This is a genomic window from Shewanella sp. HL-SH4 (assembly GCF_051164845.1).
In the GTDB taxonomy this organism is placed as follows: domain Bacteria; phylum Pseudomonadota; class Gammaproteobacteria; order Enterobacterales; family Shewanellaceae; genus Shewanella; species Shewanella glacialimarina.
In genome coordinates this window covers 1,487,405-1,501,567 of the sequence record NZ_CP195037.1, presented here as the reverse complement: position 1 = coordinate 1,501,567, position 14,163 = coordinate 1,487,405, and the positions used below count along the sequence as shown (strand labels likewise).

Here is a 14,163-nt window from a genome sequence, read left to right as displayed (position 1 = left end):
AAGTCACAGCTTAATAGTCATTGACTTGCTAATGTTGATTTAATGACATGTTATTAAACATCTGTTCGGTAGATTATCGTTTACCGAGCAGATGCTTACTTTGTTAACTGGGTTACATTAACGTGCAATAGACCGACTATTGAGCGAATATTTTAATCCGAGTTGAGGCTATTTACTTTTATTACAGTACAGTTTGTACTTATTGTTTTCGGCTGGGACGTTAACTGAGCCAAATGTGTTGGCTATGTTGTCGGCATAGGGTAAATGTCGATTAGCCACAATTTGCCACACTCCTTTAGCACTCAATCGTGTCGCACTTTGGGTGACAAAAGCATGTGCTATGGCAAATGTTCTATCTAAGCCATCGTGGAACGGGGGGTTAGAAATAATCCCGTCGAACTTACCTTCAATTTGGTTAAAACCATCGGAAGGGTAAACCTTAGCTTGCATGTGGTTTGCCGCCAAGGTGAGCTCACATGATGCTAAAGCCATTGCATTGATATCGATACATTCAATATTAAGTTCAGGATATTGCTTGAGTAGCCCGACCGATATTACCCCTGCACCACAACCAAAATCTAATACTCGACCACTCAGTTTAGGTAAGTTAGACAGTAATAATTCAGTACCTAGGTCCAGTTTTTTCTCGCTAAAAACACCGACTAAATTACAAATGGTAATGTCACCCTGGGGGGTGTCGACTGTGTATTGTGTCATCCAGTCAGTTAATTTTAACGGTGCTACGTCTTGTGTTAGATATGCACGATATAGCAAGCTGTGACGGGCATTGTCTATCTTAACTGCTGAACTAAAAGCGTCGGGTAATAGTTTATCTACCGATTTTATGCCGCCCTTGTTTTCACCCACAACCAGCAGTAATCCTTCTTCGACAAGATGGCTGGCTGCTAAGGCAAATAAGTATTCCGCTAATGGCTTAGCTTTAGGGAAATAGACAATCACACAATCAAACTTTTCCAACAGCTGCGCGTCTGGCAACTTAGGGGCAAAGTAACAGCGTAAACGGTCATTTTCATAAGGTGATAGTGTTAAGTGGTGATTATAATCCAACGCCAATGCAGTCACGTTTTTGGCGTTCTCAATACATTGATGCGCTAAGGTATCGGACTCATAATTGAGGATAAGAATATTAAGGCCTGCAAATTCGTGATGGTTTCTTAATAATAATTGAGATGGATTAGTTAACACATTGACCTACTATCATTTGTATAATTAAAAAATTAAAGCGACTAATGTCGCTTTAATATATTGAGCTAGCCAAGGTTGAAATATCGGCTTAGCTAATCGTTAATAGTGCTTTACTGAGCTGAGCTTGGTAATAAGCTGAATATTTTATTGGCTATATCAGTATTGTCCTGATGGCCTGAAAATAGCTTAGCACCAGGGCCTGAAGCAAAAACTTGCACGTCATCACCAGTGTGGCCCAGAGTTGTCCAACCGGTATTTGAATAAACATCAATTAACTTACGCAGTGATATTGCCATGGCTTCATTGCCTTGCATGCGTGCGTTGTTGAGTAATGTAAATTCTTGACTATTTGGCTCAAAACCTAATTGCTTAGTGACAATCGCTTGCCATGCTTGTGCTGCAATAGCCTTCGCAGCAATTACATCAGGGCTGGCTTTTACTTTATGCAGCACCGCCGGTTTCCAAACATATTCATCATTAGCGCCAACTGACAGTCCGCCGGTATTATGATCGGCGGTGATTATCATTAAGGTATCTTTTTGCTGGCGAACAAACTGTTCAACAATTTCAATGCTGTGGGCAAAGCCATCCATTTCGGCCATCGCGGTTGCGATATCGTTGCTGTGTCCAGCCCAATCAATCAAGCTGCCTTCGATTAACAGCACAAAACCATTTGGGTTTTGTGACAGTAATTCAAGTGATTTTTGGGTCAACGTGCCTAAATGGTGTGCTTGCTTAGTATCAATAACCCAAGGTAATTGAACATCTGCAAATAAGCCTAATACTTTAGGTGAGCTGAGTGTATCTAACTGACTAAACTCAGTAATATGCTGATAACCTTTGGCCGTAAACTGGCTAAGTAGCTCGGCTGAAAAGTAGCGTTGTCCGCCACCCAAAATGACATCCGCGTCAGTATCAAGGTAGCTTTGTGCTATTTCAATATAGTTTTTACGGCTTTCATTATGGGTTAAAAACGCCGCGGGAGTCGCGTGGTTAACTTGTGAACTAACGGCTACACCAGTAGATAAGCCCAGTGTTTTAGCTTTCTCAAGCAAGGTGGTTAAGGGTCTTTTCTCGACATCAACACTAATAGCACCGTTATAGCTTTTTATGCCGGTTGATAAGGCTGTTGCTGACGCGGCAGAGTCTGTGACATAGCCACTTACGGTAGCGGGGTAAGTACTTGCCATACCCACTAATAGTCTATCGAATACCGTTTGCTCAACTTCTTCTGTTTCAGGGTTATCTTTATAATAGCGGTAGGCTGATGTGTAAGCAGGTCCCATGCCATCACCAATCATCACAATAATATTTTTAGGACGTGATTGTGAAATGTTTTGGCTGCTATTTGCCATCGCTATCGCTGCTGGCGTGCTCACTTGAGCTTGGGGATCGCTAACGATATTGGCTTCATTGGCTAATGCGCTTATGGCGACAAGGTTAGTCAAAGCAAACAAAAATACGCTAGCAAATCCACGATAAGTGTTTAAAAACAGCATGAAATTTCCTGATTATTGAGCTGGGTTAACACGTGCCTCGATGGCATCCATCAACATACCTGTAATATCAACGTCAAATGCCGCTTCAATTTCACGGATACACGTTGGGCTAGTGACATTAATTTCGGTGAGTTTATCACCAATTACATCTAAACCGACAAAAATTAAGCCACGTTTTTTTAACTCAGGGCCGATAGCTCGGGCAATTTTCCAATCACTTTCAGATAAAGGTTGCGCCACTCCACGCCCGCCAGCAGCTAAATTGCCACGGGTTTCGCCTTTCATCGGTATACGGGCTAATGAATAGGGCACTGGCTCGCCATCGACCACTAAAATACGTTTGTCGCCTAGGGTGATCTCTGGAATGAACGCCTGTGCCATAGCATATTGCTGGCCGTAGTTGGTTAAGGTTTCAATGATCACCCCTACGTTAGGGTCATCTTTTTTGATCCTAAAAATAGAGCTGCCACCCATACCGTCTAACGGTTTGATAATGATATCTGACTTTTGCTGGTGGAACGCGCGAATACGTTGAGCGTCACGGGTTACGACGGTTTCTGGGGTAAATTCAGAGAACCAGGCGGTAAATAGCTTTTCATTAGCATCACGTAAGCTTTGCGGCTTATTGACAATTAATGTGCCTTCTTCTTCAGCGCGTTCAAGCATATAAGTGGCATAGATAAACTCGGTATCAAACGGCGGGTCTTTACGCATTAAAATGACGTCTAAATCAGCTAACGGCGTATCAATCGCCTCACCTAGCTCAAACCATTTAGCGGCATCATTGATCACGGTTAGTGATCGCATATTGCCCATAGCTCGACCATTTACCATAGCGAGATCTTTCATTTCTAAATAAAACAGCTGATAGCCACGAGCTTGCGCCGCAAGCAGCATGGCAAAGCTTGAGTCTTTTTTGATATTAATGTCGCTAATGGGGTCCATCACGATGCCGAGTTTGATCATGTTGATATCCTTAAAGTGTCAATATGTGATAGCGGTTTGCAGTATGTAGCATTAACCGATATCACCAAATTTGAGTTGTAATGCTGTTATCGCCGTCAGTGCCGCTGTTTCAGTACGCAATACGCGTGGACCCAGTAATACGTCGGTAAAGGCAAATTGTTCAGTCATGATAATTTCTTGATCTGACAAGCCACCTTCGGGGCCAATTAATAAGCGGACTTTTTGTTGTGCACCTAATTGGCTTAAGCCATTAATGCCGTGAGCCGCCCGTGGATGTAAATTCAGTTTTAATGCCTGGGTTTGCTCTTGGCACCAAGCGCTTAATTCCATAGCAGGCCTAATTTTAGGCACCACACTACGACCTGATTGCTCACATGCACTGATAACAATTTTTTGCCATTGTTGGATTTTTTTATCTAATCTTTCGCCATTCAGCTTAACACCACAGCGTTCAGAAAATAGCGGTGTAATGGTGGTGACACCCAGTTCTACTGATTTCTGAATGGTAAACTCCATTCTGTCGCCGCGTGAGATCACCTGGCCTAAATGTAAATCTAACGGTGACTCAGATTGATTCGGTGTGGCAGATAAGACCTTCACCGAGACGTTTTTCTTACTGGATTGAGTTATTTCGGCTAAATAGTCATTGCCATCACCACAAAAAAGACTGATTTGATCGCCTTCACCCATGCGTAATACTTTGCCAATGTGGGCTGCACCATCTTCATCTAAAGCAACGACTTGATCAATATTGAGTGAATCAATCGCTTGGTAAATCCTTGGGATTCTCATGAGTAGTAATATCCGAGCTTGTATTATTGGCTTAACCCTAGATTCTGACATTGTTTTTGTACAAAATCATTATGATTACCTTGGGAACGGGCAATTAACTTATCACGTTTGCATTCTGTTTTATCTACCGGATAACTTTTATCCCAAGCTTGAAATAATTGGCGCTGGCTAGATGATATTTGTAATGCATAGGTTTGCTGCATATAAAAGTAAGTTCTGGCTATGGCGCCACGGCTGCGTGCAGGCGGTTGAGCTTTGCGACCTTTAAAATCGACAATCATTTCACATTGACCGTATTGACCCGCTTTACCATTCCACTGGCTAAAACGAAAATTACTGCGATCGCCATTCACCTCGCCAATTGCTGGGGTGAGGTTATGTAAGTCTGATTCCATTTTTTTAAACTGTGGGCTAGTTTTACCGCAGTTTTTACGGCCACCTTGCTGCCAACATTGTAGCTGGTGACCAAACTCCCAAGCCGGAACAACATGCTCCCACTCAATCCGGTTGGCGCGAATTTGCTGTTTACGGACTTGATAACCACAACTTTGATGTTCAGGCTGCCAAACTTTACCTGCGATGGCGATTTCACAACCACAATAAAAGCTCTTAAGCGGCAAGTTGTCCTGATAAATAGTGCGAATAATACGTTTAGCTTGACTGAAGTTAGTCGGGTGCTCCGCCGCTGCAGTAGTTAAAGGCAGTAAAGATGCACACAACAATGTGCAAAGTGCGAATAATCGCATTTTGATGGGGGGATAAAACATGATAGCGCGAACCTTAATATGATCAATATTGCAGACTAAAGCTGTTATGAAAACTGGCCTTGCCTGTCATTTTGGCGAAATGGTAAGGGATACTTTCGACTGATGCAATGATAGGGGGATGAAATCTGTTTGATGCTGTGGTTCTTGTTTACTACCTTGGCGCTTGTTAGTTATAGGTGAGGTAAGCAGTAAGTTTGCATTACGATTGTGAGAGCGGTGTATTTCGCAAGGTATGCTGACAGGACTTACAGCGATACTGGGTTTTACCCTTTAGCACATTGTTATGGCGTCGCACGCTAAGTTGCACGCTGCCACAACCGCAAAAATACTCGAATTGCTTGCCTCGTACCGACTGTGTATCAAGCTGGTGAGTGGTTTTTGGGGCGCGGTTAAAAACCTTTCGCATAATAGTTTGCCATTCAGTCCCGTGGGGTTTAACTCGGCCAAATAGTTGAAAACTGAGTAAGTGGCTGATTTCATGGGGCACCACATCGTCAATAAATATAGCTGTGTTCTCATCAAGTAATATCGGATTAAAGCGCAGTTTATTGAGTTGCAAGTGTGCCGTGCCAGCACTTTTACCCCTTAAGGTAAATTGAACCAATGGACGCGGAAACGTTTGCTTAAAATAGTGCTCAGCCAATTGATAATCAATTTCAATTTTATCGATAACACTTTGCTGAATCTGGCTAATATTCTTAGCATGAACAATGTGTGTGTGAGTGAAAGCTTGCTGGTTTGAATAAGCTAAGCTCACTTTGGGTTTTGCAGTAAGCGAATTAACGCTAAGGCCCAGTTTTTGAGCCATAGTGTGTAAATGCTGGTACAAACGTTGTGACAAGGTAATACCTTTAAATAAGTGGGCCGAAAAAGCTGAGTTAAATTGTACTCGTTTAAACGGTAAACCGTTAAATAACGTTAACTAGAAAAGTTATAGGCTTGCCGCCGCAGCCGCAATCATCACTTTAATTTGTTCAACAATGTCATGCTCAGCCTGTGAATCATAACCTTTTACCTTAGGTGTGTGTATATGACCAATAGGAATGTTACGACCAAATTGTTGCATCAATAAGATGCTACGATAAGAGATTTCATTAGAAAGGTAGCCACCACCAGATCCTTCTACAGACGTTTCATTTTGTAGTTCATTAAGCGACTTTGCTTCAAACTGGCCACGGTCAATGGTGCTAACCTGGTGATTGTCATTCACTTGCCAATGACCTTTTTCTTTTTGCATCGCCGCTATCGGCAGTGAAAACTCGACAAACTCAGGGCCAGTTAAAGGTTGGTTATTTAGCATTGGTGGCAATGGGTTAGTTTTAGAGGCGCCAGTTAAGACATTAAGGTTATCAGGTGCGTCAGCGCTGCGATTTCGAGCCGGAAAACGTTCGATATCAAATTGTTCACGGCCCATGCTAACAGTGAAAATCATATCAACACGGTTATCGCGATAAATAGGTGTGAGTAAAGATTCAATTATCCCCTTGTCAAAATCAGCAAAACGTACCGGGATCATGACTGTTTCTATTTGAGCTATTTTACCGTCGATATTGAATTGATAACCATCTAAGGCTAACGCGGTGACTCCTGAAGGATTACTTTGACCAATATCTTTATCGAGGAAGAAAGGGTCGAAGCCTGTCAGTAAAATTTTAATACGTGTATCAGTTTTAAAATGAATATCACTAAAACCACGTGACGTTTTTTCAATCGCGCTGACCAAAATTTCACGCTGCCAAGGCGCAATGTTATAACCGACTCTTTGTGTTTTAAGGCTTTCACGCATCATCAGTCGGCTCCAATATAAAGCGCGATCATCTGTATGGCCTGATTGCACGTCTTTTACAGCCTGCAGCCATAAACGATGTCCTTCGCTGGCGACCATTTGAGTAATAGCGAGTTCATCGGTTGCACTGGACAGCTTATTGTTAAGGCCTTCGGTGACGTCCTGATAGCGGTCGACAATACGTGGCATGGTTTTACTGGCCAAAGGTAAGCGCAGCTCTTCCACATCCTTTTCGAGTTGTCCTGCATTAACTGAATTAGATAATGTGAATAATGCTAATGAAGTGAACATTACAAAAGTGCTGTGCTTAATCATGATGGTTCCTTTAGGACCCTGATAGCCCTATTTTAGGCAATATGTCATTACGTTTTGCTTACTAGGTGGCTAACGATGAGTAGAAGTTACAGTTATAACACAGTTGCTTAGGCTATTTAATAACTGCATAGTATTACGCCGATTTTACTTGTAATGTGATTTGAGTATTTTATTTGGTCGGTTAACTTTATAGTTAGATCCATTTAATTAGCTATTATCTCTATACTAATGACGTTTATCAACCATACTGGGAACATCTAGAAAATGTAGTTGGAATAGCAAATTTACTGATGTTAGCCATTGTGGCGGTTACTCTAGGGTGAGCAACCAATACCAAAATGATTTGAGATGGGCAAAGTGTAGTTTTTTGTTCATGAATGAATATTGAGTCAAATGATGATGCTTTTACAAGTGATGACTTTCTTTATGTATTAAGTTACCGATGATACAAGCGATTGATCTGAGTTTATATTATAAGCGATTTAGAGTTTATATCTCAGTAACATTGTCCGGTTATATCTATAGATAAAATACACAGGCTAACCTTGTGTTAGCACTTTTGTGTGCAATGTATCCAAAGGATATCAACATGGAAACATTACTGATGGCAGGTTTTCAATGCTATGAGCTCAATCGAGTACTCTCTCAATTACAATTTGATACTCAATATATTGATAAAGATAATAAAAATAAGATACCAGCTAATTGTATCCTATGCTTAATTGATCTGCGGCAGGGAGATATAATCAACGAAGTCAATTACCTGGTCAGAGAGTTAGACCCTAAAATTCATATCATTGTACTTATCAATAAAGCGCAGCTTGACGATGCTGCTATCAGCACTTTTATTGTTCAATTTGCTTGGGATTTTTGCACCAGCCCAATTGATGCAGAAAGATTAGCTAAGTGCCTGGGACATGGGATCGGGTTAGCTAAATTAAAGCAACAGCATCACGCCCCTCAGGCAAAACAATCTTCTAATATTCACGATAAACCAGTAACTGAATCAGAGGTTATGAAACAGTTATTTCGTCAAGTTGAGCGAGTGGCTCCCACAAATATTCCAGTACTTATTCGAGGTGAATCCGGTACGGGTAAAGAATTAGTGGCGACCAAACTACATCAACTATCAGCTAGAAAAGATCAACCTTTTGTTACTGTGAATTGTGGTGCTATGGCAGCAGGATTAATTCAGTCTGATTTATTTGGTCATCAAAAAGGCGCTTTTACTGGGGCGACAAGTAGCAGAAAAGGCAAAATTGCTTTGGCTGACGGTGGCACATTATTTCTAGATGAAATTGGCGATTTACCTGCTGAATTGCAAGTAAATTTACTGCGTTTTTTGCAAGAAGGTGTGTTCGACTCCGTTGGCGGCATGCCGCAAACGGCTGATGTGCGTATTTTAGCCGCCACCCATGTTGATTTAGAAAGTGCTATTGAACAGGGCAGTTTTAGGTTAGATCTGTATTATCGTTTAAATGGCATTACCATTGACACACCACAATTAAAAACAAGACGTGATGACATAATCGGCTTAGCTAATCAATTTATTCGGGTGTACTCAAATGAATATGGACTGATGACTAAGCCGTTGTCGCAATCTGCTTGTCATGCGTTATTAAATTACCCATGGCCTGGTAATGTCCGCGAGTTAATTAATCGTGTTCGTCGTGCTGTTGTATTGTGCGACACGCAGCAGATAAGTGCGCAAAACCTTGAGTTAGCTAAAATCGATAAAAAACGCCACAGCTCTCAGTCGCTTAAAACGTTAAAAGACGACGCTGAAAAACAAGCATTACAACAAGCTGTCATGATAGCCGATGGTCAAGTTGAGCTAGCAGCAAGTAATTTAGACATTTCTAGAGCAACCTTTTATCGACTGATGGACAAGCACGACTTACCACTCGTCTAATTTTTGTTAAGTTCAGGTTTATCTATTTCGTTTACTCTCCCAGTCTTAATATTAAGAACGAGCTGCTATTTTAAATTAAGTTTTATTTCAATAACCTAGTCATTTCTATTCTTAATTCTGAGAATCCGCCCTCACGTTGTAAATGCTATCTATCTGAAAAATTTAAACTTTCAACTTTGGCACAAGGGTTGCTATATCCTTGTATCAAGTATGGAAGGAACATCTTATGGATATCATTAGCAGATCAGATTGCAACTTATTGCAATTGTCATTGAAACGAGGAATACAGCTGAGTTTACTATTGCTGGCGGCTCATTCTTACGCTGATGATTCTAGTGTGATTGGCTCGCATGTAATGCAAGGTGCAGGTCGAGCAAGTATTAATCAAGCTGCTGGTGATTTTAATATTCAATCAAATAGTCACGCTATTGGTTACACCGCATCCATCCAAACAATTAATTACAGTCACTTACCACAATCAGCTTTGCCACCTGAAACAAACAAGCAACGCATGGCAGTGATTGACAGCCAAGCCTTCGCATTGTTTCAGGGCTTAGCGAGTATTAACCAGGTCAGTGGTGAGCGAAATATGCAGGCCAATATAGGCAGTATTGCTATGGACTCCACCTTAGAAACCATCATGGGCCATGGGCTAGATGACGAAGCGTTAACTCAGGTGTCGAGCCAGTTGGCACCGTCATCATATCAACTATCACATTATCAAGCCGAGATAGCTCCAGACAGCTTTTTGGATGCGCAAGGCGTGATGCAAGTGAATCAAATTTCTGGCGATAATAATATTGCCATTAACCAGTTCTCGCTGCAGTTACCAAGCGGGAATTAATTATCATCGATCGGAGGAATGGAAGATGAAAAAACTCACTCTAGTGCTAAGTATTGCAGCAATAATGAGTAGTTCTGCATATGCAAACGGATTGACAGATTCTGACAGTAGTGTTGAATTAGATAAGAAAATAGACGTATCTAAAGAGCTTCAATACAAAGGTAAAATTAATATTGAAGGCACAATTACAGCTAATGGTTTAGGTATGGCTGTGGTTGAAAATGTACAGGAATCAAGCATGAATATGGTGGTGAACTCTTACCATGATAATGATGCTCAAATTACTGGTAATGCGTTTGAAAATTCAAGCGGTAACATTGGTGTAAACCAAGCTGCTGGTGAATTTAACGTACAAGCAAACTCGGCTGCTTTAGCGTCAATAGATGCTGCATTCGCTTTTGGTTCTGGCGATGCTGAAATTTTTAATACACAGGTTGGCGGGTTTAATACTGTGTGGAATGATGCATCAACCAACACATCGACTATCGATGGCGCTTCATTTATGAATGCCACTGGTAATATTGGTGTCAACGTTGCAGCAGGCAGTAATAACCTTCAAACCAATAATATGGCTGCATCAACCTATAGCGGTGCTTTAGGTGAAGCGAGTGTGTCCAATGTTCAACAAACTGGCCACAGTTATTCTGATAATCTCAGTGTAGTTGAAGATTCTGTTGAGTATGCTCAAATTAATCTGGCATTAAATGCAGAAGGAACCTATGACGGGACTTCAGCTCTGGCTGAGCCTTATTACCCTGAAGTTATTTTGGATGGTAATGGTGAACATAATACTGGCGACGGAACTGTTCAAGGTCATATTGATTTTGATACGGAAAATCCAACTGGTGCATCAGTGATGACCTTTAATGAAGAAGGTGATTTAGATCTTAATGGTACTGTTAGCGGCCAATTACCTTTCTTTGTTCAAACAGTCACTCAAAAAACCAACAACTCTTCGCTGTTAGCGGGTAGTGCTTTCCAAAATGCATCGGGTAATATTGGTGTTAACTTGGCGAGTGGCACAGGTAACTTACAGTCAAACAACTTAGCGTTGACAAGTATTACCGCAGCCTCAACAGCTCCTAGTGAATAAAGGTTTACTTTAGCTTTTATGAATAAGGCAGGGGGGCAACCTCCTGATTCATCTTATGAATAATATGTTTAATTGGATGATCTCACCGTTGATCATTTTCAGCTTTAACCTCACTAATTACAGTTTTGCAGCAGATATATCCTTAACAGGTATTGTGCCAGGAATGGGCACATACTCTAAACCGATTCAAAGTATTCGTGAGCGAAAGTTTGAATACGTTATCGAACAACGAACTGATTTCTCTTGCGGTGCAGCCAGTTTGGCTAGCCTACTGAAATATGCTTATGGCCGTGATGATATTAATGAGCAAAAAGTTCTTATTGGCATGTTAGAGCATGCTGAGCTCTCATTAGTTCAGGAACAAGGGTTTTCACTGCTTAATATGAAACGATACCTGCAATCTCAAGGCTTAAGAGGCCGTGGATATAAAGTGGGTGGATCTGAAATGTCGTTGCTAAAAATTCCCGCCATTGTGTTGCTTAATGATGGTGGTTATAGCCACTTTGTGGTTTTTCGCCGCCATGATGGCGGAGATGTTTATTTAGGCGATCCCGCTTTGGGTAACCGGATAATGACAATGGATGAGTTCAATCAGAAATGGAATGGCGTTGTGTTTGTGGTTATTGGGCAAGAGTATCAACGTGATAATCCTTTGTTGCACCCCAGAGCTAAATTAACGTTTCAAGCACTTGATCCACTGTCACCCATGACGGATGCCGAGCTACTTGAATTTGGTTTTTCTTATTCAGATATGCTTTAAGGAGGAAGAGATGAAATTAAGCATTATGCTACTACTGACTATCGCTGCACCTGTGATGGCCAGTTCACCCTCATTATCAGTGTTCCAACACAGCCAAATACTGACAGACTTTGAACTTGGAATAATGAAAGGTAAGTATGCCAATAATGGGCAAGACTATTATTTTGGCTTACAAATGCAAACGCATTTTATTCAAGATAATGGCACTCAACAACAGGTCGGTATGCAAATTGAATTTGCGCAAGTTGATAACCAACCTTCGATAAGTATTAGCATCAGCGACCCCAATGTTGTCGATAGTCAGGATGGATTTCAGTTAGATACCCTAGGGCAAACCGCTGGTTTACAACAACGAATTCAAATTGCCGGCGATGAAAACCTCGCTGTTAATGAGTTTGATATGGCCCAAGGTCGATTAACCCCTTTGTTGCAGGGGATTGACGTTACAGTAGGAACGACACTTGTGAGTCAAAATGGTGGAACCACTTTTTCGACCAATGCTAACACTCTTGGTTACCAAGTTGAGTTAGTTTCGGGTCAGGCAAGCCAAGGCATTAGTTATCAAGCAGGTAACGGCCAGTTAGTACAGAGTATTTCTATTAATGGGCTCAGTCATGGGGTCATTAATAAATCGACGCTTAGGTATGATGGAATGCCTATTGGTCCGGTGCAGTCGAATATACTTGGCAGGCAAATCAGTGACTTAACTGCAATGGGATTTTAATTCAGTCTGTACAAGTCAAGGACGTATATATGAATAACAAATGGACCTCAGTCATCGCAGTGATACTGCCTGGAATATTGGCTGTACCTGCGTATGCTGCTGACACTGGTTCTGAGCTTGCCTCGCAACCAGCGTTATCCGAACAAGACTATACCAAGCTAAAACAGAAGCTTATCTATCTAAATCAACAGATCAAGTTGCAACAACAAACGATTAATCAGATGGCACAACAGGTACTCAAGCAAGAAGCGTTAAGTCGGCAAGATAATACCGCAAATGTTGCAGCGACAACTCAGCCCTCTGAGCCTCAATCAGCACAAGCATCGGTCGAGCGACAAAGTCAACAATCTACTCAACCTGCAGTGATTGCTAATACTTCTGATCGAAAAAAAGCCCCAGACAGAGCAAGAAGTACAGATGACGTGTTACAAGAAGCACATAACGTCTTCTCGCGAAAATTCACCATAGAACCTTCTTTTACCTATAGTTACTACAGCCGAAAAGATCTTATTCTTAGAGGTTTTTTGGCACTTGATGCCATTTTTTTAGGTAATTTAAATTTAGACCGTATTCGCACCAATACTACGCGTTTCGATCTTACCACCCGTTATACGTTAAATGAACGCTGGCAGTTCGAGCTTAGTTTGCCGTACCTTTATCGCTGGACTCAATATGACTCTGTCGGAGAAGGAAATTCAAGTCAACGATACGAAACCGCCAAAATTAGTGGTGGCCAAATCGGTGACGTCAGTGGAGCTGTTTATTACCGAATAATTACTGAATCAGTAGACTGGCCCGATGTCGTATGGAACTTTAGGCTTCGTGCACCAACGGGCAAAGATCCGTTTGGAATACTACTTGAAACATCCGATACGGGTAATTTGACCTATCCTACTGAAATGGCAACGGGTTCAGGTGTTTGGGGTGTTTCGACTGGATTTAGCTTAGCAAAAACCTTTGATCCTGCGATCGTGTTTTTTAATTTCAATTATGGTGCTAGTTTTGCCGAGTCATTTGATGATTTGTCTGGTTCAGCAGGGTTAAGTCCGGGTGAAATTGACTTAGGAAATTATCTTGATTATAGCGTGGGTCTAGCTTTTGCTGTCTCTGAACGAATGAGTTTAAGTATGAGCTTTAATCAACGTTTTTACACTAAAACCAAACAGCGACCAGAAGGCGGAGAGTGGGACAAAATTCCTCGCACTGATACCAATACCGCCAGCTTAGGTATTGGCGCTACGCTAGCTTTATCACCTAATTTATCTATGGTGACCTCTATAGGTGCAGGACTGACAGAAGACTCACCAGACTATCAAATTAGTTTACGGTTCCCTTACCGCTTTTAGTGTAAATAAGGTTAAAGGCGGCATTATGCGTCGCAAAAGTGTTTTAACCTCAACGAGCTAAGTAAGCCGCTTGAGATTGTATTATCTCTCGAGTTATTTATACAAAAGAGTATAAGCCTAAAAAGAATTGATAGTATTTTGTTGGTGCATACT

At 41.4% G+C, this 14,163-nt stretch carries 13 protein-coding genes; 6 read left to right on the top strand and 7 right to left on the bottom strand.

Features of this window, described 5'->3' with window-relative positions:
• Positions 1–168: 168 nt before the first annotated feature.
• The 7 genes from ACRWQL_RS07475 to ACRWQL_RS07445 form a co-directional block, all read right to left on the bottom strand.
• Complete coding sequence (locus ACRWQL_RS07475) at positions 169–1,206, bottom strand: methyltransferase (protein ID WP_434952932.1); 1,038 nt, start codon at positions 1,204–1,206, stop codon at positions 169–171.
• Between the two features lie 110 nt (positions 1,207–1,316).
• Positions 1,317–2,561 carry an alkaline phosphatase gene (locus ACRWQL_RS07470; RefSeq protein ID WP_434953348.1) on the bottom strand — a complete coding sequence of 415 codons (1,245 nt, stop codon included), beginning with the start codon at positions 2,559–2,561 and terminating at the stop codon, positions 1,317–1,319.
• A gap of 156 nt (positions 2,562–2,717) precedes the next feature.
• Complete coding sequence (gene gshB / locus ACRWQL_RS07465) at positions 2,718–3,671, bottom strand: glutathione synthase (RefSeq protein ID WP_434952931.1); 954 nt, start codon at positions 3,669–3,671, stop codon at positions 2,718–2,720.
• Positions 3,672–3,722: 51 nt separating this feature from the next.
• Positions 3,723–4,463: a 16S rRNA (uracil(1498)-N(3))-methyltransferase gene (rsmE, locus tag ACRWQL_RS07460; RefSeq protein ID WP_434952930.1), complete on the bottom strand. Its 741-nt coding sequence runs from the start codon at positions 4,461–4,463 to the stop codon at positions 3,723–3,725.
• A 23-nt stretch (positions 4,464–4,486) separates the two neighbouring features.
• Positions 4,487–5,230: an endonuclease gene (locus ACRWQL_RS07455; protein ID WP_434952929.1), complete on the bottom strand. Its 744-nt coding sequence runs from the start codon at positions 5,228–5,230 to the stop codon at positions 4,487–4,489.
• Positions 5,231–5,429: 199 nt separating this feature from the next.
• Positions 5,430–6,071 (bottom strand): SprT family zinc-dependent metalloprotease, encoded by a 642-nt coding sequence (locus tag ACRWQL_RS07450; RefSeq protein WP_434952928.1) that lies wholly within the window; start codon positions 6,069–6,071, stop codon positions 5,430–5,432.
• A gap of 90 nt (positions 6,072–6,161) precedes the next feature.
• Positions 6,162–7,331 (bottom strand): hypothetical protein, encoded by a 1,170-nt coding sequence (locus ACRWQL_RS07445; protein ID WP_434952927.1) that lies wholly within the window; start codon positions 7,329–7,331, stop codon positions 6,162–6,164.
• 589 nt (positions 7,332–7,920) lie between these two features.
• Here ACRWQL_RS07445 and ACRWQL_RS07440 point away from each other — a divergent pair.
• The 6 genes from ACRWQL_RS07440 to ACRWQL_RS07415 all read left to right on the top strand — a co-directional run bounded on the left by ACRWQL_RS07440 (position 7,921) and on the right by ACRWQL_RS07415 (position 14,010).
• On the top strand, positions 7,921–9,243 hold the full coding sequence (locus ACRWQL_RS07440; RefSeq protein ID WP_434952926.1) for a sigma 54-interacting transcriptional regulator: 1,323 nt from the start codon (positions 7,921–7,923) through the stop codon (positions 9,241–9,243).
• A 226-nt stretch (positions 9,244–9,469) separates the two neighbouring features.
• Positions 9,470–10,087 (top strand): hypothetical protein, encoded by a 618-nt coding sequence (locus ACRWQL_RS07435; RefSeq protein WP_434952925.1) that lies wholly within the window; start codon positions 9,470–9,472, stop codon positions 10,085–10,087.
• A 25-nt stretch (positions 10,088–10,112) separates the two neighbouring features.
• Positions 10,113–11,180: a hypothetical protein gene (locus tag ACRWQL_RS07430; RefSeq protein WP_434952924.1), complete on the top strand. Its 1,068-nt coding sequence runs from the start codon at positions 10,113–10,115 to the stop codon at positions 11,178–11,180.
• 55 nt (positions 11,181–11,235) lie between these two features.
• Entirely contained in the window at positions 11,236–11,940 is a 705-nt protein-coding gene (locus ACRWQL_RS07425; protein ID WP_434952923.1) for a C39 family peptidase, read from the top strand.
• 10 nt (positions 11,941–11,950) lie between these two features.
• Entirely contained in the window at positions 11,951–12,664 is a 714-nt protein-coding gene (locus tag ACRWQL_RS07420) for a hypothetical protein (protein WP_434952922.1), read from the top strand.
• A gap of 29 nt (positions 12,665–12,693) precedes the next feature.
• Positions 12,694–14,010 carry a transporter gene (locus ACRWQL_RS07415; protein WP_434952921.1) on the top strand — a complete coding sequence of 439 codons (1,317 nt, stop codon included), beginning with the start codon at positions 12,694–12,696 and terminating at the stop codon, positions 14,008–14,010.
• The last annotated feature ends 153 nt before the right edge of the window (positions 14,011–14,163 follow it).